20 protein-coding genes are annotated in these 22,179 nt (G+C 61.2%); 3 read left to right on the top strand and 17 right to left on the bottom strand.

From position 1 onward, the window contains the following. Window positions 1-1,496 precede the first annotated feature (1,496 nt). The 4 genes from AF71_RS03660 to AF71_RS03675 form a co-directional block, all read right to left on the bottom strand. Entirely contained in the window at window positions 1,497-1,688 is a 192-nt protein-coding gene (locus AF71_RS03660; RefSeq protein WP_169679980.1) for a hypothetical protein, read from the bottom strand. Between the two features lie 169 nt (window positions 1,689-1,857). Next, a complete protein-coding gene (locus AF71_RS03665; protein WP_169679982.1) occupies window positions 1,858-2,682 on the bottom strand; it encodes a sugar phosphate isomerase/epimerase in 825 nt (274 codons plus the stop codon). 49 nt (window positions 2,683-2,731) lie between these two features. Further along, window positions 2,732-3,904 carry a dihydrodipicolinate synthase family protein gene (locus tag AF71_RS03670; protein ID WP_169679984.1) on the bottom strand — a complete coding sequence of 391 codons (1,173 nt, stop codon included), beginning with the start codon at window positions 3,902-3,904 and terminating at the stop codon, window positions 2,732-2,734. 5 nt (window positions 3,905-3,909) lie between these two features. Then, window positions 3,910-5,085, bottom strand: a complete 1,176-nt coding sequence (locus AF71_RS03675) for a Gfo/Idh/MocA family oxidoreductase (protein WP_169679985.1) — start codon at window positions 5,083-5,085, stop codon at window positions 3,910-3,912. A 267-nt stretch (window positions 5,086-5,352) separates the two neighbouring features. Between AF71_RS03675 and AF71_RS03680 the strand changes: the two genes are divergently transcribed. Beyond that, entirely contained in the window at window positions 5,353-6,549 is a 1,197-nt protein-coding gene (locus AF71_RS03680) for an ROK family transcriptional regulator (protein ID WP_169679987.1), read from the top strand. Window positions 6,550-6,554: 5 nt separating this feature from the next. Here AF71_RS03680 and AF71_RS03685 read toward each other — a convergent pair whose 3' ends face one another. The 4 genes from AF71_RS03685 to hmgA form a co-directional block, all read right to left on the bottom strand. Then, a complete protein-coding gene (locus tag AF71_RS03685; protein WP_210258131.1) occupies window positions 6,555-8,576 on the bottom strand; it encodes a beta-N-acetylhexosaminidase in 2,022 nt (673 codons plus the stop codon). Window positions 8,577-8,774: 198 nt separating this feature from the next. Beyond that, window positions 8,775-9,413 carry a maleylacetoacetate isomerase gene (maiA, locus tag AF71_RS03690; RefSeq protein WP_169679991.1) on the bottom strand — a complete coding sequence of 213 codons (639 nt, stop codon included), beginning with the start codon at window positions 9,411-9,413 and terminating at the stop codon, window positions 8,775-8,777. After that, window positions 9,410-10,435, bottom strand: a complete 1,026-nt coding sequence (locus AF71_RS03695; RefSeq protein ID WP_169679993.1) for a fumarylacetoacetate hydrolase family protein — start codon at window positions 10,433-10,435, stop codon at window positions 9,410-9,412. Before AF71_RS03695 ends, maiA begins: the two co-directional genes overlap by 4 nt. 20 nt (window positions 10,436-10,455) lie before the next feature. Further along, window positions 10,456-11,814, bottom strand: coding sequence for a homogentisate 1,2-dioxygenase (hmgA, locus tag AF71_RS03700; protein ID WP_169679995.1), 1,359 nt, complete (start codon window positions 11,812-11,814; stop codon window positions 10,456-10,458). Between the two features lie 68 nt (window positions 11,815-11,882). Between hmgA and AF71_RS03705 the strand changes: the two genes are divergently transcribed. Further along, window positions 11,883-12,335 carry a MarR family winged helix-turn-helix transcriptional regulator gene (locus AF71_RS03705; RefSeq protein WP_113470777.1) on the top strand — a complete coding sequence of 151 codons (453 nt, stop codon included), beginning with the start codon at window positions 11,883-11,885 and terminating at the stop codon, window positions 12,333-12,335. A 2-nt stretch (window positions 12,336-12,337) separates the two neighbouring features. Here the strand turns inward: AF71_RS03705 and AF71_RS03710 are convergent, their stop codons facing one another. Beyond that, entirely contained in the window at window positions 12,338-12,811 is a 474-nt protein-coding gene (locus AF71_RS03710; RefSeq protein ID WP_025658357.1) for an Lrp/AsnC family transcriptional regulator, read from the bottom strand. A 128-nt stretch (window positions 12,812-12,939) separates the two neighbouring features. On the opposite strand from AF71_RS03710, the gene hppD reads away from it, so the two are divergent. Next, window positions 12,940-14,049 (top strand): 4-hydroxyphenylpyruvate dioxygenase, encoded by a 1,110-nt coding sequence (gene hppD, locus AF71_RS03715; RefSeq protein WP_169679997.1) that lies wholly within the window; start codon window positions 12,940-12,942, stop codon window positions 14,047-14,049. 18 nt (window positions 14,050-14,067) lie between these two features. Here the strand turns inward: hppD and AF71_RS03720 are convergent, their stop codons facing one another. From AF71_RS03720 to AF71_RS03755, 8 genes are all read right to left on the bottom strand, one after another. Next, entirely contained in the window at window positions 14,068-14,985 is a 918-nt protein-coding gene (locus tag AF71_RS03720; RefSeq protein WP_169679999.1) for a DMT family transporter, read from the bottom strand. Window positions 14,986-15,070: 85 nt separating this feature from the next. Next, entirely contained in the window at window positions 15,071-15,955 is an 885-nt protein-coding gene (gene mmsB / locus AF71_RS03725; RefSeq protein WP_169680001.1) for a 3-hydroxyisobutyrate dehydrogenase, read from the bottom strand. 9 nt (window positions 15,956-15,964) lie between these two features. Beyond that, window positions 15,965-17,560 carry an FAD-dependent oxidoreductase gene (locus AF71_RS03730; RefSeq protein ID WP_169680002.1) on the bottom strand — a complete coding sequence of 532 codons (1,596 nt, stop codon included), beginning with the start codon at window positions 17,558-17,560 and terminating at the stop codon, window positions 15,965-15,967. Between the two features lie 19 nt (window positions 17,561-17,579). Then, a complete protein-coding gene (locus tag AF71_RS03735) occupies window positions 17,580-18,569 on the bottom strand; it encodes a branched-chain amino acid ABC transporter permease (RefSeq protein WP_169680004.1) in 990 nt (329 codons plus the stop codon). A 2-nt stretch (window positions 18,570-18,571) separates the two neighbouring features. Next, a complete protein-coding gene (locus AF71_RS03740) occupies window positions 18,572-19,459 on the bottom strand; it encodes a branched-chain amino acid ABC transporter permease (RefSeq protein ID WP_169680005.1) in 888 nt (295 codons plus the stop codon). Between the two features lie 5 nt (window positions 19,460-19,464). Then, a complete protein-coding gene (locus tag AF71_RS03745; protein WP_169680007.1) occupies window positions 19,465-20,166 on the bottom strand; it encodes an ABC transporter ATP-binding protein in 702 nt (233 codons plus the stop codon). Continuing rightward, window positions 20,166-20,948 carry an ABC transporter ATP-binding protein gene (locus AF71_RS03750; RefSeq protein WP_169680009.1) on the bottom strand — a complete coding sequence of 261 codons (783 nt, stop codon included), beginning with the start codon at window positions 20,946-20,948 and terminating at the stop codon, window positions 20,166-20,168. The genes AF71_RS03745 and AF71_RS03750 overlap by 1 nt, the downstream gene beginning before the upstream one ends. A 3-nt stretch (window positions 20,949-20,951) precedes the next feature. Further along, window positions 20,952-22,157, bottom strand: coding sequence for an ABC transporter substrate-binding protein (locus tag AF71_RS03755; RefSeq protein WP_169680011.1), 1,206 nt, complete (start codon window positions 22,155-22,157; stop codon window positions 20,952-20,954). Window positions 22,158-22,179 lie beyond the last annotated feature (22 nt).

A 22,179-nucleotide genomic window follows, 5' to 3' on the forward strand; every position in this document is an offset into this window, starting at 1 on the left:
GATTTGTAGGTTGGCCCTGCAGCGGTTCCTGGCGGTTTTGACGCGTGCGGCAATGGTTGCAAAGTTCCGGCACGAAGATCGACAATGCCGGGCCCTGATTGTTTGTCCGTTCGACGCCAAGGCGGGGTCACACTGCGTTAGTTGTCTGACCATGACGGGGGACAATCTCTTATTCGTCCAAAGCCATCTTGCAATGATTGTGTTGGATGCAGGGAGGCGCGGGACGGCGGAAGGGCTCCTTGTCGGATTTCTGTGTCACGGTTGGACGCTGACGTCAGGATCCGTTCCGCACAGCGCGTTGAAGGCTTCCTCGTCGTTGGCGGTAACAGCCGCGGGCGCAAGCTTTGCGGCCTTTGCCTGTCGTCGGCGAACTCCACGCTCCGACGGCGGGCCGTGCCGGGCGGCGATAACATTTCGTCCTGGAAATAAAGACTTGGGCACGCCAGATGGCGCGCTCGTGCGTAGGATGGTGGCTTCACCGTTGCGTTTGCGGTGGTTTTCTTGCCGATGAGCGGCGCGCGGGCTTGCGTCATCTGAACGCCGCGACATGGCGGGCTGACCTTCTGTGGTCATGTCGGCACCGTGATTTGCGCGTGGTTGGTGTTGCAGCTGCTGTCGCCTGTGTGCGGGCGTCGGCCTTCGCGGATGCGGGGGCGGGGCGTGAACTCGGCGGCGTTACCTACAGGCCTTCGCGCGCCGGGCAAGCATGAGAGGGCTTTTCGCGAAGAGCCGAGGTGGTGAGCGACAATGCGGTCGGCGCTTTCGGTGACGGTGGGTTGGTGCATGCAGGACGATTGATCGTTGTCGCAGGGCTTGGCTCGGAGATGAGGGGATCAGCGACTGGACTTGCCAAGTCTCTCGGCGCTGCCTGCCTGTCTGGCGCTCGCATTGGCCGGAAGACCGCCGGGGGGCAGCATCGGGAGATGCCCTTACCATCGGTTGCTGCCAGCCTCGCAGGGTCCGGGTTCGAGCGGAGTTCCCCGCGGGGAACAATGGGCCAGATGACGTGTCGTGCCGCTATCCACCGGCGCGAGGGGAAGTATCAGTTTGAAAGGAATCCTTGGCGTTGTCGCAGGGCTTTGCTCGGACATGAAGGGATCTGCGAATGGCCTTGCCAAGCATTGGCCGGAAGACCGTCGGGGTGCAGCATGAGGAGATACCCTGACCATCGGTTGCTGCCAGCCTCGCAGGGTCCCGATCAAGCGGAGTTCCCCGCGGGGAACAATGGGCGAGATGACCTGTCGTGCCGCTGTCCACCGGCGCGAGGGGAAGTATCGGTTCGAAAGGAACCGTTTGGTGTCGTCGTAAGGCTTGGCTCGGACATGAAGGGATCTGCGATCGGCGTTGCCAAGGCGCTGGGAGCTGTCTGCCTGTCTCGCGCTCGCATTGGCCGGAAGATCGTCGGGACGCAGCATCAGGAGGTGCCCTGACCATCGGGTTGCTGCCAGCCTCGCAGGGTCCTGACCATGCGGAGTTCCCCGCGGGGAACGGTGGGGTCAGATCATTTGTCGCGCCGCTGATCCCCCGGCATTGAGGTGCAGGATCATTTCAGAATAGCCGCGCCGTGATTGGTTTGCCTTGGTGACAATTCCCCGTTGATCGGGCGATTGTTGTTGACAAAGCACGGTCTTGTCCGAGATTCTGTTGGCAGGTTTCAGCATTTGCGCCGCTCGCAGGAAGCGGCGCAAGGACATATTCTGGATGCCGCAGCCGTCATCGAGGCAATTTCAGCAGCATCCTTCGGCTTTGGCTTCCCGCCCTGCAAATAGCATGTAGCGGAACCAAACGGGTCGTTGGCTGCCGTAAGTGAAAATATGTACGGTTGGTCAATGATTTAGCGGCGGCGCAACGACTGTGTCAGCAGACGCTGCGAAAGCGATCAACACATGTGGAGAGCACCTTTTCCCCCGGTCGTTTCCACCAGTTCGCTGCCGAAAAGATTTCGACTTCCTGCGCTCCATGAAAACCGGCAGCCTCGATGGAGCGTCGGATCCCCTTAAGATCGATCACGCCGTCTCCCATCATGCCGCGGTCCAGCAACAGGTCCGTGGTCGGAACCAGCCAGTCGCAGATGTGGTGTGCCAGGATCCGGCCCGACGCCCCGGCTCGGGTGATTTGCTGCTCGAGTTTCGGGTCCCACCAGACGTGATAGACGTCGATGGCCACACCGACGCCGTTGCCGAGAAGGTCACAGATATCGAGTGCCTGCTCAAGTGTGTTCACGCAGGCGCGGTCGGCGGCATACATCGGATGCAGCGGTTCGATCGCAAGTGGTATGCCGGATGCGCGTGCGTGCGGAAGGATTGCGCCGATCCCGTCTGCAACCATATCGCGCGCGTGGGCGATATCCCTGGACCCCGCAGGCAGGCCTCCGACGACGAGAACGAGGCAGTCGGCGTTGAGAGCAGCTGCCTCATCGATCGCCCTCTTGTTGTCGTCGATTGCTGCAGCTCGCCCCGCAGCATCCGCGGCGGGGAACATGCCCCCGCGGCAAAGCCCGGTCACCTGCAGTTGGTTGTCGGCGACGATCCGGGCAGCTTCCGACAAGCCGATCGCATGCACCTGATCACGCCAGGGAGCGATCGCAACAATATCCTGCTTGAGGCAGGCCTCGACCGCCTGCTTCATGTCGTACTGCTCTCGCACCGTCGCGAGGTTGATGGAAAGGCCATTGACTGCCATTTTTGATATTCCTCCCTCACCTCGCGATGCGAAGTGCATGCCGTGATTTTCAGATACCTGCAGTCGCCAGGATCGTCTTCATCCGGCTGACCGCGAGATCCGGATCCCGCAGGACGCGGGCCTCGTCGGCAAGCCGGAACAGTTCCGCCAGATGCACCATCGAGCGCGTGCTTTGCTGGCCACCCAGCATCTGGAAGTGATTCTGGAAACCATTGAGATAGGCCAGGAAGACAACGCCCGTCTTGTAGAACCGCGTCGGCGCCTTGAAGATATGCCGTGAAAGCGGCACCGTCGGCGCCAGGATCTCGTGGAATCCGGCGAGATCGTCTGCGCCAAGCTTCTGCAGGGCAGCGCTGGCCGCAGGCGCGATGGCATCAAAAATGCCGAGCAGGGCGTGTGAGTATCCTTTCTCGTCGCCGGCGATAAGCTCCGCGTAGTTGAAGTCATCGCCCGTATACATCTTGACCGCCGGATCAAGCTTTCGACGCATGACGATCTCTTTCTCCGCGGAGAGGAGGGAGATCTTCACGCCGTCCACCTTGGTTGCGTGGTCATTGATGATGGCGACGGCCGTTTCCATGGCCTGCATATCATCACGCGAACCCCAATAGCCGGCGAGCGCAGGATCAAACATATCGCCAAGCCAATGGATGATCACCGGCTGCCGGACCTGCCGCAAGATGCGATCATAGACACGCACGTAATCCTCGGGGCTCTTGGCGGCGGCCGCAAGCGCGCGGCTTGCCATGAGGATGATCCGGCCGCCCTGCTCTTCGACGTAGGCGACCTGCTCCTCATAAGCGTGGATGACATCATCGATGCTAACGCCAGGGCCTGGTGGCAGATGGTCGGTGCCGGCGCCATAGGCGATGAGGGCATCCGGGCGCCTGCGCGCTGCCGATTGGACATTGGCGATGAGTTCCTTGGCGCCAGCCCAGTCGAGCCCCATGCCGCGTTGGGCGGTGTCCATCGCCTCGGCAACGCCGAGGCCGAGATCCCAAAGATACTCGCGGAATGCAACGGTGCGTTCCCAGTCGATGTTGCGGTCGAGCCATGGATCGTTGTCTGCCAATGGATCGACGACCACATGAGCGGCCGCGTAGGCGACACGGTTGAAGGCATGGCCGCCGGCCGGGCGTTCCGGCGCGGCAAGCGGTGCGTTGGCGATGGCATAATCCTCCAGCGTGCCGCCGGAGACGGGGAGACGAAGTGACTTTGCCATGGCCGTCAGGCAACCTTGCGGACTGATGTATCGGCGAGCGAGGGAACATCCACCCAGCGGCGTTCCTTCCAGCTCTGGTGCGCCAGTTCCGCAAGCTGAACACCCTTGGCGCCCTCGCGCAGCGTGAACCTCCACGGCGCGTCTTCGACGACGTAGCGCAGGTAGTCTTCCCACTGCGCCTTGAAGCCGTTGTCGAAAACCTGGGTTTCCGGAACCTCGTCCCATGTCCTGTAGAAGTCGATCGTCTGCGGCTGATCGGGATTCCAGACAGGCTTCGGTGTGTTGACCCGATGCTGCGTCCAGCATTTGGTCAGACCGCAGACGGCCGAACCATGTGTTCCGTCGACCTGGAAGGTCACGAGGTCGTCACGACGCACGCGAACCGCCCAGGAGGAGTTGATGTGGGCGACGATGCCGCCCTCGAGTTCAAAAGTCGAATAGGCTGCGTCGTCGGCATCTGCCCTGTAGGTCTTGCCGTTCTCGTCGACGCGGCTCGGGATATGGGTGGACGCGTAGCAGCTGACGGCCTTGACCTCGCCAAAGAGGTTGTCCAGCACGTAGCGCCAGTGCGGCAGCATGTCGAGGATCATGCCGCCACCATCGGCCGCGCGATAGTTCCAGGATGGACGCTGAGCCTTCACGCCCCAGTCACCCTCGAATACCCAGTAGCCGAACTCGCCGCGTACCGAGAGTATCTTGCCGAAGAAGCCGCTGTCCTTGAGCAGCGCGATCTTGCGCAGTCCCGGCAGGTAGAGCTTGTCCTGCACGACACCATTTTTGACGCCGCGCTGTTCGGCAAGCGTCGCAACGGAAAGCGCCTCCTCGAGCGTCTCCGAGATCGGCTTTTCGCAATAGACATGCTTGCCGGCCTCGATTGCCTTTTTCAGGAGCGAGACGCGCATTTGCGTCGAGCCTGCGTCAAAAAAGATCCTGTTGTTGGGATCCGCAAGGGCGCTGTCGAATTCAGTGGTCGTGCGCGTCAGGCCGTGCTTGCGGGCAATGGCCTCGATCTTGTCGGCGTTGCGTCCGACGAGGATCGGATCGGGCATCAGGCGGTCGCCGTTGGAAAGCTCAAGGCCCCCCTGCTCGCGGATCGCGAGAATGGAGCGCACCAGATGCTGGTTATAGCCCATGCGGCCGGTGATCCCATGCATGATAATGCCAAGCGAAATCGTCGCCATCTGCGTCTTCCTCCCGTAAATAACTATTTAGTTACATAAGTGCCATGTGCTCCCCATGCTGTCAACCCGGCCCGTTGCTGGCGACCAAGAAATGGCGCGGGCGCCAGCCCCCACAAAGTTCCTGAAGCTCGCTCTTGCTCGTTGCAACGCCTGCGCACAATCACGCGGATGGGGCCGACCGCCGGGATGCAATCTGCTGGATATAAATGACGGAACCGCTTATGCGGTAAGCAAGGTGATTGTTTGGAACGCTCGCAAGTCAGGCCAATGAAGGCAATTTCAGGCACCAATCTCGAACAGGCAAAATCGCACAACCGACGCGTCGTGATCGAAGCGGTCCGGACGAATGGACCGTTGTCGCGGGCGGCCCTCTCCCGGTTGACGGCGCTCAGCACGCAGACGGTATCGAACATTGTCGAAGAACTCGAACGGTCCGAGTTGCTGAAGGCCGAAGCCCCGAAGAAGGCGGCGCGGGGACAGCCGATCACGCCCTACTCGATCAATCCGGACGGTGCCTACTCCATTGGCCTGGAGCTGGAGCGGGATCGTGCGGTTGGCGTGCTGACCGATCTTTCCGGACGTGTCCGTGCCAGGATCGACAAGCCCGTCGACAGGCCGACGCCGACCGAGGCGATGCCGATCCTCGGCGGTATCGCTGACGAACTGCAACGGAACTTTCGCTTCGATCGCGCCCGCCTGCTGGGTGTCGGCATCGCAATGCCGGGGCGGTATGCGGCCGAAGGTGTGACATCGCTGAGCCCGGTGACGCTTCCCGGCTGGCAGGGTTTCCCCGTGGCCCCGGAACTTGCCCGACTTGTTGGCGTCCCGGTTCTCGTCGAGAACGATGCCACCTCTGCTGCGATCGGCGAGCGGCTCCACGGCGTCGCTCGGGGCTTGAGCAGCTTTGTCTATCTGTTTCTCGGCGGTGGTATAGGGGCCGGCATGTTTCTCGACGGCCATCTCTACAAGGGAAGCCGCAACAATGCTGGCGAAATCGGCCATATGATCGTGGTGCCGGATGGGCTGGCCTGCGTGTGTGGCAAGCGTGGTTGCCTCGACCGCTATGTCTCGCTCGGCGCGGCCTACGAATATCTCGACATTGGCGACCCCAGACAGCACGATCCTGAAACTCTTGCCGCCTTGATCGCGCAAGGGGACAGTCGGATTGATGCCTGGGCAGAAGCTGCCGCGAAGCCCATGCGTCAGACAATCGATGTTCTGGAATTGGCCTTCGATCCGCAGACGATCGTGCTTGGCGGTTCGATGCCCCCGTCACTGCTGCAGCGCCTCGCTCGAAAGCTGGATCCGTTACATACCCCGGTCAATCCCGGGGAGGAACGAAACCTGCCGCGCATCATGATCGGTGCGACCGGCAGGGACACGGCGCTTCTGGGCGCCGCGGCACTGCCGATCTTCTCGGAAACGAACCCGCAGTTCGATGTCCTTCAAAAACCTCTGGGCTGACAACCTCACGGATAGGCGTACAGGACCGGCATCAATCCCGCGACTGCCTTGAAGCGCTCCCAGGACTTGTCCGCGGGCTTTGTCCAGGCGCTCTCGGCAAGTGCCGAGATCCGCGGAAACACCAGGCGGTCAAAGACCGCGCGATCGGTCATCGGCTCCGACCAGATGCAGGCCTGGATGCCACGCAGCTTCTTTTTCTGCTCGTCGCTCCAGCCTTCGACCGGGTCGAAATTGTAGAGCTTCTCCGGCTCCGACCACCCGGCCCAGCTGGCGCCCGGCTCGTCCCAATCGGGGCTGTTTGCCATGTCGAGATAGTAGACCTGCCCAGGGCAGACGACCATTTCGTAGCCCTGACCGGCGAGCGCCGCCGAAACTTCGACACTGCGCCAGCCGCAGAGATAGCTCCTTGCCTTGTCGATGACATTGCCATGCGCTGCCTCTTCCCAGCCGCCGGTGATGCAGCCCTGCTCGGCGAGGAACTTCTGGATCCGGGCGAGGAAAATCGACTGCAGAACCGCGGCTCCCGATCCGTCTATGTCGTCGGCGCCGTGAGTATTGGTGATGACGTTGAGCCGCTTGGCATGTGCTTTAGCCACTGCATCTCCGCCAATCTCGCGCAGACGCGCCAAGGCCTCCGGCGAACCCGACCAGGCGCCGAGGGGCACTTCATCGGCGCCGATATGGATCGTCTTGAAGGGAAAGAGCTCGATCAATTCGCGGAAGATCGTTTCCAGAACCTCGTAGGTCTTCTCGCGTGCCGGGTTCAGGCAGTTGTCGGGGAAGCCCTGAACCGAATGGTAGCTCCCGGCTTCTTGCGGGTCGCGAAGTTCCGGGATTGCCTGTTGCATGGCATAGCAATGTCCAGGGACATCGATCTCCGGCACGACCTCGATGCCGAGCTCCTTGGCGTGCGCGACGATCTCGCGTACCGCCGCCTTGGTGTAGTAACCACCGGTGCGGGCCGCGCCAGAGCCGAGAAGCGGCGGAATGGGAAGGCCGTGTCCCCGCCAGGCGCCGACTTCGGTCAGGGCAGGATAGGCGTCGATCTCGATCCGCCAGGCCTCGTCGTCCGAGAGGTGCCAATGGAAGCGGTTGACCTTGTTCCAGGCGAGGATGCTGAGCAGCTTCTTGATTTCAGCCTTGCCGTAGAACTGACGGGCAACATCGAGATGAAGGCCGCGCCATCCCATGGATGGCTCGTCGCGGATCTCGCCTTCGACCGGAAAACGGAAGGCGTGCGGATAAAGGTGCGCACCACGCCAGACCTGGCCAAGCGTGATCAGGCCATAGAGCAGGCCGGTCTGTGTGCCGGCGGAAATGTGTACGGTCTCGCTCGAGAAGGACACGCGATAGGCTTCTGGCGCCAGGCCCTCGACGACGTCAAGCATCACGGGCATTCCGCCTTCCGAGACAGGACGAACGATCCCTTCGACCGCAAAGAGCTGTTCGACGAGGTCGGTAAAGGCAGCTGCCGCCGCAATGGCCGGGGGATTGCCGGCATTGAGCGCAAAGCCGGGAGGAACCGAGCGCTTGCCGGATACCGACACCACGTCGGGCCACGGGACGATCGCGACAGGCACAGGCGGATTGACCGGCACGGGATAGATTTCTGCGCCACGCTTCAATGGGGCATTGTTGGCAAGCGAGCGGGTCGGCTCGACAGATAGTGCAAGCGTGCCGCCGTCGGCGAACGCCACATAGGCACCGGTTGCCCCATCCGTCCAATGCTGGAACGGCCAGCTGAGAGCGGAGATGGTCAGCGTCCAGGTCTTGCCCGCCTCAAGCTCGAAATTCTCGGGCGGAAGAAATTCGGTGAAATTTGATAACCGGCGGCCGATCGTGCCCCCCTCGATGTGAACAGCCGGATCCACCCGTCCCGGACCGCTGATGCAGAGGGTGAAGTTGGCAAGGGAATTCGATGAAAGGTTCTTGAGGTTGAGCGTGTAGGCCTGGTCTCGTTCTTCCGAAGCGGGCAGCCATGAGGTTTCGAGCCGCAGGGCGGGTTGGCGCTGTATCGACATCATCATCTCTTGATAGGGTTGGGGACTATGTTGTTCCGATTTGATCAATCAATTTGATTTAATCAGCTTGCGTTGGCGATCGTCAATCGGCAGAAGGAATTATTGCGGGCCCGGCAACGGCCCGTGTGCCAGGCGCCACGAAGGGACCGTCACCCGCTGCAAGTGGTGAGATACAACTTGCAGCGTGTGATATCGTGATGTCGGTTAGACCGGCTTTGCCGCGTCCGGATGGGCAGCCTTGAACGCCGGCAGTGCGTTGCACGCGTCGACAATGCGAACGACGCGAGGAAACGCCGACATTTCGATACCCCAGCGACGGGCGTTGTAGACCTGCGGCACCAGGCAGAAATCGGCCATCGTCAGTGTGTCTCCAAATGTGTAGCGACCGGTCGTCGGCTCATCGAGCATCTGTTCCACCGCGTGCAGTCCGCTGCCGATGAACTTGGTCATCCACTCGGCTCGGGCGCCCTCCTCGCCAGTCAGGTGAGCGACGTGCGAGACGACATTAAGGTTGCAGATCGGATGAATATCCATCGCAACGGCATAAGACAGCGCCCTCACCCGCTGCCGCCCCACGGCGGTGTCGGGCAGGAACCCGCTGTCGGGATAGGTCTCGGCAAGGTATTCGATGATGGCCAGGGATTGGGTGAGCGTGCGTCCGCCGATGCGCAAGGTGGGGACCAGACCCTGGGGATTGATTTTCAGGTAGTCAGGATCCTTGTGCGCCAAGGCAAGCAGGTCGATCGGGACGGTCTCGAAGGCAAGCCCCAGCACATGAAGCGCGATGCGGACCCGGTAGCTGGCCGAGGAGCGCCAGTAGTCGTAGAGCACGATCCCGGTCATTGCCGCTCGTCCCCGGCGTAGAGTTGTACGGTCTGCTCGATCGCGCCGAAAATCGATGCGCCGTGCTTGTCCTTCATCTCGATGCGAACCCTGTCGCCGAAGTGCAGGTAAGGCGTTTTGGGGCCTCCGTGCTCAATGGTCTCGATCATTCTGATCTCGGCGATGCAGGAATAGCCGTCTCCGCCTTCAACGATCGGCTTGCCGGGGCCGCCGTCACGCTTGTTGGAAACCGTGCCTGAACCGATGATCGAGCCTGCCGCCAGCGGGCGTGTTTTCGCCGCGTGCGAAACGAGCTGTCCGAAGTCGAACGTCATGTCTCTGCCGGCGTTGGCGCGGCCAAACGGAATGCCGTTCAAGCTGACGAGCAATGGAAGATGGACCCTGCCGTCCTTCCAGGCGTCGCCGAGTTCGTCCACTGTCACGGCGACGGGCGAGAAAGACGACGAGGGTTTCGACTGGAAGAAGCCGAATCCCTTGGCGAGCTCATCGGGAATGAGACCGCGCAGCGACACGTCGTTCACGAGCATCACGAGCCGGATTGCTTCATGTGCCTGCCGAGACGTTGCGCCAATCGCAACATCGTCGACGATAACGGCAACCTCGCCTTCCATATCGATGCCGAAGCGTTCATCGGCGGCAAGGATCGGGTCGCAAGGGGCGAGAAAGTTGTCGGAGCCGCCTTGGTACATCAGGGGATCGGTCCAGAATGTCGTCGGCATGTCGGCATTCCGGGCCCTTCGCACCAGCTCGACATGGTTGACGTAGGCCGATCCGTCCGCCCACTGGTAGGCGCGTGGCAGTGGGGAATGCACATGGCGCGGATCAAAGGGCTCGGATGGCACTGAGCCGGCTTCGAGGCTTTCGGCGAGGTGGCTAAGTTTTGGCGCGGTTGCCGGCCAGTCGTCCAGCGCTGCCTGCAGGGTGCGGGCGACCTCGCCCGCATCGGCAAACTGTGTCAGGTCACGGGTGACGACGATCAGCCGGCCGTCGCGCGAACCGTCTTTGAGCGTGGCAAGTTTCATGTGATCCTCCGCGTTTGCGCCTACTTGATGCCAGGCGTCCCATCGAAACGGCGCTCCAGACCATCCCAGCAATCAATATAGTCATCCTGCAGCGTCTCCAGTTCCGCGGCGTATCTTGTCAGCTGCTGCGGGAAGCGCGTCTCGAACATGAACGCCATCGTGTGATCGAGCTTGACCGGCTTCAGCTCGGAGTTGGACGCTTTTTCGAAGCCGGAGGCATCCGGCCCATGTGGCAGCATCATGTTGTGCAGGCTCATTCCGCCTGGGACGAAGCCCTTTTCCTTGGCGTCGTATTGTCCATGGATCAGCCCCATGAACTCGCTCATGATGTTGCGGTGATACCAGGGCGGCCGGAACGTGTGCTCGGCAACGAGCCAGCGGGGCGGAAAGATCACGAAGTCGACATTTGCCGTCCCTTCTTCGCCACTCGGCGCCGTCAGGACCGTGAAAATCGACGGGTCCGGGTGATCGAAGAGAATGGCCCCGACCGGGGAGAAAGTCCTCAGGTCATATTTGAAGGGGATGTAGTTTCCGTGCCAGGCGACGACGTCGAGCGGCGAGTGATCGATCTCGGTCACGTAGAACTTGCCGCACCATTTCACATGCACGCGGCACGCCGTCTCCTTGTCCTCGAAGGCGGCGACCGGCGTCTTGAAGTCGCGGGCGTTCGCCAGGCAGTTGGCGCCGATCGGTCCACGATCCGGCATGGTGAACTTCGCTCCGTAGTTTTCGCAGATGTAGCCGCGCCACTCGGGCCCGTCGCCGAGACGTGAAACCTTGAACATCATCCCACGGGGGATGAGGCAGATTTCCGCCGGTTCGAGCTCCATGACGCCCATCTCGGTGAAGACGCTGATGGCGCCAAGTTGCGGAACAATGAGCAGTTCCCCGTCGGCATTGAAGAAATAGTCATCCACCATGTCCGCATTGAAGGCATAGGCATGCGCGGCCATCCCGACCTGGGTCATGACGTCGCCGGCTGCCGTCATCGTTCGGATTCCGGCAAGAAAGTCGGCGCTTACCACTGGAGCCGGGATCGGATCCCAGCGCAATTGACCAAGTGGCAGGGAGTGATCGTCGAGACATGGCGCCGATTTCCAGAAGGGGTAGCTCGCATTGGCGAAGCGGCGCGTGTGGCGAACGCTTGGCCTGATGCGATAGAGCCAGGAACGCTCGTTTGTTCCTCTCGGAGCCGTGAATGGCGAGCCAGACAGCTGCTCGGCATAAAGGCCATAGCTGCATTTTTGCGGGCTGTTCTGGCCCTGCGGCAATGCCCCTGGCAGCGCCTCCGTCTCGAAGTCGTTGCCGAACCCCGGCATGTAGGCCAGCTTGCTGGTCTCCGCCCGCGCACGGGAACCTGGTGCTTCGGTGGTGTCCATGCTTGCGTCTCCTCCGTCTATATAGTTACAAACGTAACCGTCGATTTTGTAACTATCAAGGAGCAGCCATGGAGAGTGGATTCGAGCTCGACGGCTTCATTCCCTACCGGCTCAATCGGGCGTCGGAACTCATCAGCCTGTCATTCGCGCGCCAGTACAAGCAGGAGTTCGATCTGACCCGGCCCGAATGGCGCACGCTTGCCGCACTCGGCAGTGTCGGCGTGATGACGGCAAAGGACATCGGCGCCCATTCACACATGCACAAGACCAAGGTGAGCCGGGCCGTCCATGCGCTTGAGCAGCGCCATTGGCTGAAGAGAATTCCGAGCTATACAGACAGACGTTTCGAGCAGATCGAACTCACGGCGCTCGGGCGCGAATACTACCGCAGGATCACAGTCCTTGCGCACAAGTACCAGGAGACTGTGTGCCTGAAGCTTGGCGAAGAGGCGATCCGCCACCTCGACCTCGCGCTTTCGGCAATCGAGGCTTCCGCAGGACTGCGGCGCAAATCGAAATGAATCTATGAGCCGCTGAGCGGGTAGCCTTCGAAGTGCTTCAACGTGTTGAGCACGATCGAGGTTTTCACGTGCTGGACGGATTCGTGCGGCAACAGAACGTCGTTGACGAACCGCGAAAGGCCCGACAGGCCGCGCGTCGCCACCTTCAGGTGATAGTCCATCTCGCCCGTCAGCGCATAGGCCTCCAGGACCTCTGGCAGGCCGTTGACCAATTGCTGAAAGCGGCGGGCATTGTCGCGATTATGGGTTGCCAGCGTGACCGAGATGACGACCAGCAGATTGAGCCCCAGCCTGTCCGGATCGAGATTTGCCTGATAGCCGCGAATGAAGCCCTCTGCCTCCAACCGCGTTCGCCGTCGCGAGCATTGGGAGGCCGAGAGGCTGATGCGTTCGGACAGTTCGATATTGGTCAACCGTCCGTCTCTTTGAAGTTCGGCGAGGATCTTCAGGTCGAAACCATCCAGCTGCTCAGACATTGTACGATTATCTCGTCCTATGCACATTCCGTGCGGATATTTGGCCATAAGCCACCACAATGCAAGCACATTGCACAAGGACAGGTCCATAATTTGCATCCAACTGGCTACAGCCTCAGGAGGAGCAAATGGGCCCCTATCCGCACGACGCACCGCCGTCTCAGATCACCGTTGACAATCCTGCCGGCACGGACGGGTTCGAGTTCGTCGAGTTCGCACATCCAGCGCCCGAGAAGCTGGCGGAACTGTTCGACCGTATGGGATATCGCGCCGTCGCCAAGCACAAGAGCAGGAACATCACGGTCTGGCGTCAGGGCGACATCAACTACATCGTCAATGCCGAGCCGGGCAGCCATGCCATGCGCTTCGTCGAGGATCATGGGCCCTGCGCGCCGTCGATGGCGTGGCGTGTCGTCGATGCCAAGCATGCCTTCGACCATGCCGTTGCCAGGGGCGCGACACCCTACGAGGGCAAGGACAAGACCCTCGACGTGCCAGCGATCGTCGGCATTGGCGGCTCGCTTCTCTACTTCGTGGAGCGCTACGGCGCGAAGGGCTCGGCTTATGATCTCGAGTTCGACTGGCTGGCCGAGCGTGATCCGCGGCCCAAGGGTGTCGGCTTCTTCTATCTCGACCACCTGACCCATAACGTCTATCGCGGCAACATGGACAAGTGGTGGGACTTCTATCGCGAACTCTTCAACTTCAAGCAGATCCACTTCTTCAATATTGACGGCCGGATCACGGGGTTGATGAGCCGTGCAATCACCTCTCCCTGTGGCAAGATCCGTATTCCGCTGAATGAATCGAAGGACGAGACCAGCCAGATCGAGGAGTATCTGAAGAAGTACAGAGGCGAAGGCATCCAGCACATTGCCGTCGGTACCGACGCCATCTACGAGGCGACCGACAAGCTTGCCGAAAACGGCCTGTGCTTCATGCCGGGTCCTCCGGAGACCTACTACGATATGTCACGCGAGCGCGTTCATGGACATGACGAGCCGATCGAACGAATGGCCAGGCATGGCATCCTGATCGACGGCGAAGGCGTGCTCGATGGCGGCACGACGAAGATCCTGCTGCAGATCTTCTCGAAGACGGTGATTGGTCCGATCTTTTTCGAGTTTATCCAGCGCAAGGGCGACGAAGGTTTCGGCGAAGGCAACTTCCGGGCGCTTTTCGAATCGATCGAAGCCGACCAGATACGCCGCGGTGTCATCAAGCCCGCTGCCGCCTAGCGGAAATGAACTTGTGAATTAGTGGCCGTCTGGGGCAACAGCCTCCGGCGGCACTGTTTCCAGCAGGTTCTTGCGATGGAAGATGAACAGGCCGGCGACGACGATGATCGTGCCGCCTGAGATCACATAGAGATCCGGAACGTCGCCGAAGAACAGATATCCGAGCGCAATCGCCCAGATCAGAAGGCTGTATTGCAGCGGCGCCAGCAGGGATGCCGGGGCGAGCTTCAGCGAACGCGTGATCAGAAGGTGCGCACAGGATGCAACGACGCCGAGGGCGAGCATGCCGGTGAGCTCGACCGGGCTTGTTGGCTGCCAGGCGCCGATGGAAAGCACCGCCCCGACGACGAGTGCGGCGACCATCTGCCAGGTGACAAGGGTCGTGTCACTGGTGTTGCGGAGGTATCGGTTGAGCACCAGGGCCATCGAAAAGGACAGGCTGCCGACAATGCCGAAAAGCGAGGGCAGCGACAGCATCGCCGAGGACGGACGCAGCGCGATCACCACGCCGCAGAAGCCGACGAAGACCGCCAGCCAACGGCGCCAGCCAATCCGTTCATTGAGGAAGAAATGCGAGAGAGCGGCGACATAGATCGGTCCGGCCATGTAGAAGGTCATGACGTCAGCGAGCGGCAGGTAGGCGACGGCGGCATAAAACAGGCCGACATCGACTGTTGCAAAGAGCACGCGAAGAAGCTGCAGCCCCTTCTGCTCTACCCTGAACAGTTGGGCTGGACCCTGCCTGGCAATCAGGGGTCCCAGGACGATGAAGCATCCGAACGAGCGGATCAGCAACACCTGACCGACAGAGAAGCTTGTCACGAGCCACTTGCCCATCGCGTCATTGAGCGCGAAGAGAAAGTCCCCGAGAAGCATCAGAACAACGCCCAGTAGCACGAAGTTCTTGAGGCCCGTCGCGGTAGGCTGCGGTTGCATGTCGGAATTCCTGTTGCCGGTCGCCGCATCGCGGCAGCCGGGGGCGTCGCGCATATCAGCGGGAGTGTCAAGCCACGGCAGAGGGCTATTCGGTCTTGCCGCGCAGCATTTCGATGATTGCAGAAAAATCGCGTGCGCCATTCCCCTGCTTCTCAAAGAGCGCATAGAGCTGAGAAGCTTCGGCGCCGAGCGGCGTCGAGGCGCCGGTCGACAGTGCCGCCTCCTGCGACAGGCGCAGGTCCTTCAGCATCAGTGCGGCCGCAAAACCAGGCTTGTAGTCATTGTTCGCGGGCGATGTCGGAACCGGTCCCGGGACAGGGCAATAGGTGCTGATCGACCAGCATTGTCCCGACGAGGTCGAGGCGACGTCGAACAGCGCCTGATGCGAAAGACCGAGCTTTTCGCCAAGCGCGAAAGCTTCACAGACGCCGATCATCGAGATGCCAAGGATCATGTTGTTGCAGATCTTCGCTGCTTGCCCTGCGCCCGCGTCCCCGCAATGGACGATTTTCCTACCCATGGCTTCCAGGACCGGCTTTGCCTTCGCAAACGCCTCGTCCGATCCGCCGGCCATGAAGGTCAGTGTACCTGCGGCCGCCCCGCCGGTGCCGCCGGACACAGGTGCATCGAGGGAAAGGCAACCGGCATTGCTTGCCATTACGTGCGCCTTGCGGGCGCTGTCGACATCAATCGTCGAACTATCGATGACAAGCGTCCCGGCGGGGATGGAGCGAAGGATGTCAGTCCAGGCGCTGAGCACATGCTTGCCCTGCGGCAGCATCGTCACGACGATCTCGGCGTCCAAAACCGCCTGGCTGATATGGCCTGCCGCCTTCACGCCGTGCTCTTCCGCAGCCTGCAGGACGGGGGCGGCGAGGTCAAAACCGGTGACTTCATGGCCAGCCTTGACGAGGTTGGCGGCCATCGGTCCGCCCATGTTGCCAAGCCCGATGAATGCAATCCGTGCCATGCCGTTCTCCTATCTGTTGTCCGCCAGGATCATCGCAGCTGCCTTTTCGGCGATCATGATCGTCGGCGAATTGGTATTGCCCGACGTGATGGCCGGCATCACGGAGGCGTCTGCAATCCGGAGCTTCGCCAACGCCCGGAACCTGAGGCGAGGATCGACGACACTTTCGCGATCGGAACCCATCCGGCATGTTCCGACAGGGTGGAAAATCGTCGTGCCAATATCCCCGGCTGCCTGCGCCAGTTCCGCGTCCCTTTGGTAATTCGGGCCAGGCCTGAACTCCTCGGGCCGGAACCGCGCAAAGGACGGCTGCGCGACGATCTTCCGTGTCATGCGTATCGCGCGAATAGCTATGTCGCGATCTCGTTCGGTCGAGAGATAGTTCGGACTGATCGTCGGCTGGAGAGCAAAATCCGGGCTCGCCACATGGACCGAACCGCGACTTTCGGGTCTGAGGTTACAGACGCTCGCGGTGATGGCAGGAAAAGGGTGAACTGGATCGCCGAACTTGTCGAGCGACACCGGCTGCACATGGTATTGAAGGTCCGGTGTCTCCTTGTCGGGGCCGGAGCGGGTGAAGATGCCAAGCTGGCTTGGCGCCATTGCCATCGGCCCTGAACGTCTGATCAGATATTCCAGGCCGATCTGAGCCTTGCCGATGAACCTTGTTGCCTTCTCGTTCAGCGTCGCAACGCCGGTGACCTTGTAGACCATACGAAGCTGCAGGTGGTCCTGGAGGTTCTCGCCGATGCCTTTTACCTCGGCAATGACCTCCACGCCCGCGCTTTTCAGCACCTCTCCTTGGCCCAGACCGGACAGCTCCAGGATGTGTGGCGAACCGATCGCGCCCGCCGCGAGGATCGTTTCCCTCGTCGCGTAGGCGCGCTTCGTGGTGCCCGCATGCTGATAATCGACGCCCGTGACAGCGCCATCCTCGATCAGCAGCCGGCGCGCCTGCGCCTTCGTCAGAACCGTCAGATTGCCTCGCCGCATGGCCGGGCGCAGGAAGGCCTTGGTCGTATTCCAGCGGATGCCGGACCGCTGGTTGACGTCGAAGTAGCCTGATCCCTCGTTGTCGCCGGTGTTGAAGTCGGGCGTTTCCGGAATGCCGGCTTCCCTGGCGGCGGCCTGGAACGCATCGAGTACCGCCCAGCGAACGCGGGCTTTTTCCACCCGCCACTCGCCGCCTGTTCCATGCATCTCGGTCTCGCCGCGATAGTAGTCCTCCGATTTGCGGAAGAACGGAAGCACGTCGTCCCAGCCCCAGCCCGAGCATCCCATCTGCCGCCAGAGATCATAGTCGCGTGCCTGGCCGCGCATGTAGATCATGCCGTTTATCGAGGATGAGCCGCCGAGCACCTTGCCGCGCGGATAATTGAGGGCGCGCCCGTTCAATCCCTGCTGCGGAACCGTCGTGAAGCACCAATCGGTGCGCGGGTTGTTGATGCAATAGAGATAGCCGACAGGAATATGGATCCAGTGGTAATTGTCGCTGCCACCGGCCTCCAGCAGCAGAACGCGCGTGTTGTGATCCTCGGACAGCCGGTTGGCGAGAACGCAGCCGGCGCTGCCGGCACCAATGATGATGTAGTCGAAGCGATCCATGCAAATGCCACCCCGCAGGTTAGCGGCGGTAGACGAAGCCAAGCTTCCGACCGAGACGCGACGCATAAAACTCGCCGATGATGCCGCGGCGGAAGATCAGCACGCAAACCATGAACACCACACCTGTGATGATCGTCACCGGGAATTCCGATGTTGCAAGGTAGTTTTCCAGCGTGACGACAAGGCCCGCGCCAAACAGCGGACCGATCAGGGTACCAATACCGCCAAGCAGGGTCATCAGGATCACCTCGCCAGACATCTGCCAGGCGACATCGGTCAAGGTCGCGAACTGGAAGACGAGGGATTTTACTGCCCCGGCCAGGCCCGCGAGTGCCGCCGACATAACGAAGGCGCCCAGCTTGTAGCGCGCGACGGAATAACCGAGCGATATCGCCCGCTGCTCGTTCTCGCGGATCGATTTCAGGATCATGCCGAACGGCGAATTGATGAAGCGCCAGATAATCAGGATGCCGACGACGAAAACGGCCAGCACGAAATAATACATGTTGGTCGAACTACTGAGATCGAGGACGCCGAACAGATGACCGCGCGGCACGGACTGGATACCGTCCTCGCCATGCGTGAACGCCGCTTGCAGGCAGAAGAAGAAGAACATTTGCGAGAGGGCAAGCGTAATCATCGCGAAATAAATACCCTGACGGCGGATCGCGAAGAAACCCATGACCAGGCCGAGGATGGCAGCACCTGCGACGCCGACCAGGATGCCGAGTTCCGGCGAAAACCCCCATTCCTTCACGGCATGGGCGGTAAAATAGGCAGCCCCGCCGAAGAAGGTCGCATGACCGAACGACAGAAGGCCGGTATAGCCGAGCAGCAGGTTGAAGGCGCAGGCAAACAGCGCAAAGCACAAAAGCTTCATCAGGAAAATCGGGTAGAAGAAGAACGGCGCCAATAGCAGGAGCAGCAGGCCGATGATCAGGAATGCCGCCTGTACCGATAGCGCGGTGCGGCTTTTTTCCGGACGGATGGTTTCGGTGATCTCTGTCATCGTCATGCATCCCGGCCGAAGAGGCCCGCGGGCCTGATGAGAAGAACGATTGCCATGATGACGAAGATCACGATGTTGGACGCCTCCGGATAGAAGACCTTGGTCAGGCCTTCCGCGATGCCGAGTACATAACCGGTGATGATCGCGCCCATGATCGAGCCCATGCCACCAACCACGACGACGGCGAACACGACGATGATCATGCTGGAGCCCATCAACGGCGACACCTGATAGATCGGCGCGGCCAGTACACCCGCAAAGGCCGCAAGACCGGCTCCAAGTGCGTAGGTCAATGTCAGGAGAACCGGCACGTTGACGCCAAATGCCTGGACGAGCGTTGCATTCTCGGTGGCGGCCCTGAGATAGGCGCCGAGCTTTGTCTTCTCGATCAGGAGCCAGGTGCCGAGGCAGACCACAAGCGACACGACGACCACCCAGCCGCGATAGATCGGCAGGAACACGAAGCCGAGATTGACGGCGCCGGCGAGGGCAGCGGGTTGCGCGTAGGGTTGGCCGGATGAGCCGTAGAGGTAACGGAAGGTGCCTTCGACCGTCAGGGCCAGACCGAATGTGAAGAGCAGTCCGTAGAGTGGGTCCAGATCATAGAGCCGACGGAGGAACAAACGTTCGATCACCGCGCCGGCCAATCCGACGATCACGGGGGCAAGGATTAGCGATGGCCAGTAACCAATGCCGGCATAGGCAAGCAGAAGGTAGGCGGCGAAGGCGCCGAGCATGTATTGCGCGCCGTGCGCGAAATTGATGACGCGCAACAGGCCGAAGATGATGGCGAGCCCGAGGCTCAAGAGCGCGTAGAATGAGCCGTTGATCAGACCGATCAGCAACTGGCCCATGAACGCCTGCAGGGGAATGCCGAAGATCATTGTCATTCAGATCACACTCCCAGAACCTTGTGCAGCGTATCCATCCGCTGGGGCAACTCGCCCACCGGGAACTCCGAAACCATCTGCCCGTGATCCATAAGATAGAAGCGATCGGCGATCCGGCTAGCGAAACGGAAATTCTGCTCGACAAGCAGGATCGTCATGCCCCGCTCCTTCAATTGCCTCAGCACTTCGCCGATGCGCTGGACGATGACGGGCGCCAGCCCCTCCGTGGGTTCGTCGAGCAAGAGCATGCGAACACCGGTGCGCAAAATGCGGGCGATTGCAAGCATTTGCTGTTCACCGCCCGACAGCTTCGTGCCCGCACTGTTGCGGCGCTCGTAAAGATTTGGAAACAGCTCGTAGATCTCCTCGACCGTCATGCCGCCCGAGGCAACGACTGGCGGCAGCATCAGATTCTCGGACACCGTCAACGTCGAGAATATGCCGCGCTCCTCCGGCACGAAGCCGATACCGCGATGCGCCGTCTTGTGTAACGGCACCTGCATCATGTCCTTACCTGCGAATGTCAGCTTGCCCTTGCGGGTGCGGACGATGCCGGTGATGGTGCGCAGCGTCGTCGTCTTTCCGACGCCGTTGCGGCCAAGAATGGTGACTGTCTCACCCTCGCCGACCCGCATGTCGACACCGTGCAGGATGTGGCTTTCGCCGTACCAGGCGTTGAGCCCCTGGACGTCCAGAAGTGTCGCCATCAGCCCTCCTCCGAGCCCATGTAGGCCTGGCGAACCCGCTCATCGCCGCTGACGGTCGCATAGTCGCCTTCGGCAAGGATTTCGCCACGCTGCAGCACGGTCACATGCTGGCAGATGTTGGCGACGACGGACAGATTGTGCTCGACCATCAGGACGGCGCGGTCGCGCGCCACCTCGCGGATCAGAGCGGAGACGACGCCGACATCCTCGTGCCCCATGCCGGCCATCGGTTCGTCGAGAAGGAGCACTCTTGGATCAAGTGCCAAGGTCGTTGCGATCTCGAGGACACGCTTGCGGCCATAGGAAAGATCGGCGGCGATGGCGTCGCGCTCCTTGAAGAGGCCGACCTTCGCAAGCAGCTGTTCGGCGCGATCGTTCAATGCGTCGAGTGCTGATAGTGGGCGCCAGAATTGCGTTGACAGCTTGTTGGGCCGTTGCAGCGCCACCCGCACATTGTCGAGAACGCTGAGATGTGGAAACACGGCCGAGATCTGGAATGATCGCACCAACCCCATGCGCGCCACCTTGTCGGGTGCCGTTCTGGTGATATCAGTCCCCATCAGCGTGATGGTGCCCGATGTCGGCTGCAGGAACTTCGTCAGCAGGTTGAACACCGTCGTCTTTCCCGCGCCGTTGGGGCCGATCAGGGCATGCACGCTCGCGTCATGGACGTCGAGATCAACATTCTTGACGGCAGTGAAGCCGCCGAAGTCACGACGCAGGCCGCGAGCGGAAAGGACCACCCGCGGCATAGCGTTCGATTGGGTCGCGGAAACCGCCATCGCCTAGTTCACCAGGGCGCAGCCGCTCTTGGCGGGATCGATATAGGCTTCCTTGCCCGGAATGGTCGCGAGAACGTTGAAGTAGTCCCACGGTTCCTTGCTGTCGGCCGGCTTCTTGACCTGCAGCAGGTACATGTCGTGGATCATGCGGCCATTCGGGCCGACGGTGCCACCGCGAGCGAAGACGTCGTCGACGGGCAGTTCGTGCAGCTGCTTGGCAACGGCCTCGGTGTCGTCGGTGCCGGCCTTGTCGATCGCCTTGAGATACTGGAGCACGGCCGAATAGGTACCGGCGTGGATCATGTTCGGCATCTTGCCGGTGCGGGCGAAGAACTTCTTGCCGAATTCGCGGCTCTTGTCGTCGAGGTTCCAGTAATAGCCTTCCGTTAGCGTCAGGCCTTGCGCTGCCTCGAGCCCCAGGCCGTGAACTTCGGCCAGCGTGAAGAGCAGTGCCGCCAGATGCTGGCCACCCTGAGTGATGCCGAACTCGGCAGCCTGCTTGATGGCGTTGGACGTATCAAGGCCGGCATTGGCAAGGCCGATCACCTTGGCGCCGGAGGATTGTGCCTGCAGCAGGAAGGACGAGAAATCCTGGTTCGACAGGGGATGGCGGACAGAACCGACGACCTTGCCGCCGGCGGACTTGACGAAATCGCTCGTCTGCTGCTCCAGGGAGTAGCCGAACGCGTAGTCGGCCGTCAGGAAGAACCAGCTGTCGCCGCCTTGCTTGACAAGCGCACCGCCAGTGCCGACGGCAAGCGCATGCGTGTCATAGGCCCAGTGGAAGCCGTAGGGCGAACAGGCCTTCCCGGTGAGATCCGTGGTCGCGGCCCCGGTGACGATGTTGATCTTCTTCTTTTCCTTCCCGATCGCCTGAACCGCGAGCGCCACTGACGAGGTGGTCAATTCCATGATCGCGTCCACTTGCTCCGTGTCGTACCACTGGCGGGCAATGTTGGAGGCGATGTCAGGCTTGTTCTGGTGGTCGGCGTCGACAATCTCCACCGGCACGCCAAGCACCTTGCCGCCGAAATCCTCGACCGCCATCTTGGCCGCCTCGACGGAGGACTTGCCGCCGAAATCAGCGTAGACGCCGGACTGGTCGTTCAGGATGCCGATCTTCACCTTGCCGTCGGATGCACCATCGGCGAGCACGGCAGTGCTGCTTGCAAGCAGGAATGCCAGCGACGCAATGAGATTCTTTCGCATATGTCTCTCCTCCCAGAGATTG

The sequence above is a fragment of the Rhizobium sp. 57MFTsu3.2 genome, from assembly GCF_012932765.1.
In the GTDB taxonomy this organism is placed as follows: domain Bacteria; phylum Pseudomonadota; class Alphaproteobacteria; order Rhizobiales; family Rhizobiaceae; genus Rhizobium; species Rhizobium altiplani.

Coding starts and splice junctions, on each gene's coding strand:
- AF71_RS03665 (WP_169679982.1), bottom strand. CDS start 2,682: ATGGCAGTCAATGGCCTTTCCATCAACCTCGCGACGGTGCGAGAGCAG.
- AF71_RS03670 (WP_169679984.1), bottom strand. CDS start 3,904: ATGGCAAAGTCACTTCGTCTCCCCGTCTCCGGCGGCACGCTGGAGGAT.
- AF71_RS03675 (WP_169679985.1), bottom strand. CDS start 5,085: ATGGCGACGATTTCGCTTGGCATTATCATGCATGGGATCACCGGCCGC.
- AF71_RS03680 (WP_169679987.1), top strand. CDS start 5,353: ATGAAGGCAATTTCAGGCACCAATCTCGAACAGGCAAAATCGCACAAC.
- AF71_RS03685 (WP_210258131.1), bottom strand. CDS start 8,576: ATGATGATGTCGATACAGCGCCAACCCGCCCTGCGGCTCGAAACCTCA.
- maiA (WP_169679991.1), bottom strand. CDS start 9,413: ATGACCGGGATCGTGCTCTACGACTACTGGCGCTCCTCGGCCAGCTAC.
- AF71_RS03695 (WP_169679993.1), bottom strand. CDS start 10,435: ATGAAACTTGCCACGCTCAAAGACGGTTCGCGCGACGGCCGGCTGATC.
- hmgA (WP_169679995.1), bottom strand. CDS start 11,814: ATGGACACCACCGAAGCACCAGGTTCCCGTGCGCGGGCGGAGACCAGC.
- AF71_RS03705 (WP_113470777.1), top strand. CDS start 11,883: ATGGAGAGTGGATTCGAGCTCGACGGCTTCATTCCCTACCGGCTCAAT.
- AF71_RS03710 (WP_025658357.1), bottom strand. CDS start 12,811: ATGTCTGAGCAGCTGGATGGTTTCGACCTGAAGATCCTCGCCGAACTT.
- hppD (WP_169679997.1), top strand. CDS start 12,940: ATGGGCCCCTATCCGCACGACGCACCGCCGTCTCAGATCACCGTTGAC.
- AF71_RS03720 (WP_169679999.1), bottom strand. CDS start 14,985: ATGCAACCGCAGCCTACCGCGACGGGCCTCAAGAACTTCGTGCTACTG.
- mmsB (WP_169680001.1), bottom strand. CDS start 15,955: ATGGCACGGATTGCATTCATCGGGCTTGGCAACATGGGCGGACCGATG.
- AF71_RS03730 (WP_169680002.1), bottom strand. CDS start 17,560: ATGGATCGCTTCGACTACATCATCATTGGTGCCGGCAGCGCCGGCTGC.
- AF71_RS03735 (WP_169680004.1), bottom strand. CDS start 18,569: ATGACAGAGATCACCGAAACCATCCGTCCGGAAAAAAGCCGCACCGCG.
- AF71_RS03740 (WP_169680005.1), bottom strand. CDS start 19,459: ATGACAATGATCTTCGGCATTCCCCTGCAGGCGTTCATGGGCCAGTTG.
- AF71_RS03745 (WP_169680007.1), bottom strand. CDS start 20,166: ATGGCGACACTTCTGGACGTCCAGGGGCTCAACGCCTGGTACGGCGAA.
- AF71_RS03750 (WP_169680009.1), bottom strand. CDS start 20,948: ATGGCGGTTTCCGCGACCCAATCGAACGCTATGCCGCGGGTGGTCCTT.
- AF71_RS03755 (WP_169680011.1), bottom strand. CDS start 22,157: ATGCGAAAGAATCTCATTGCGTCGCTGGCATTCCTGCTTGCAAGCAGC.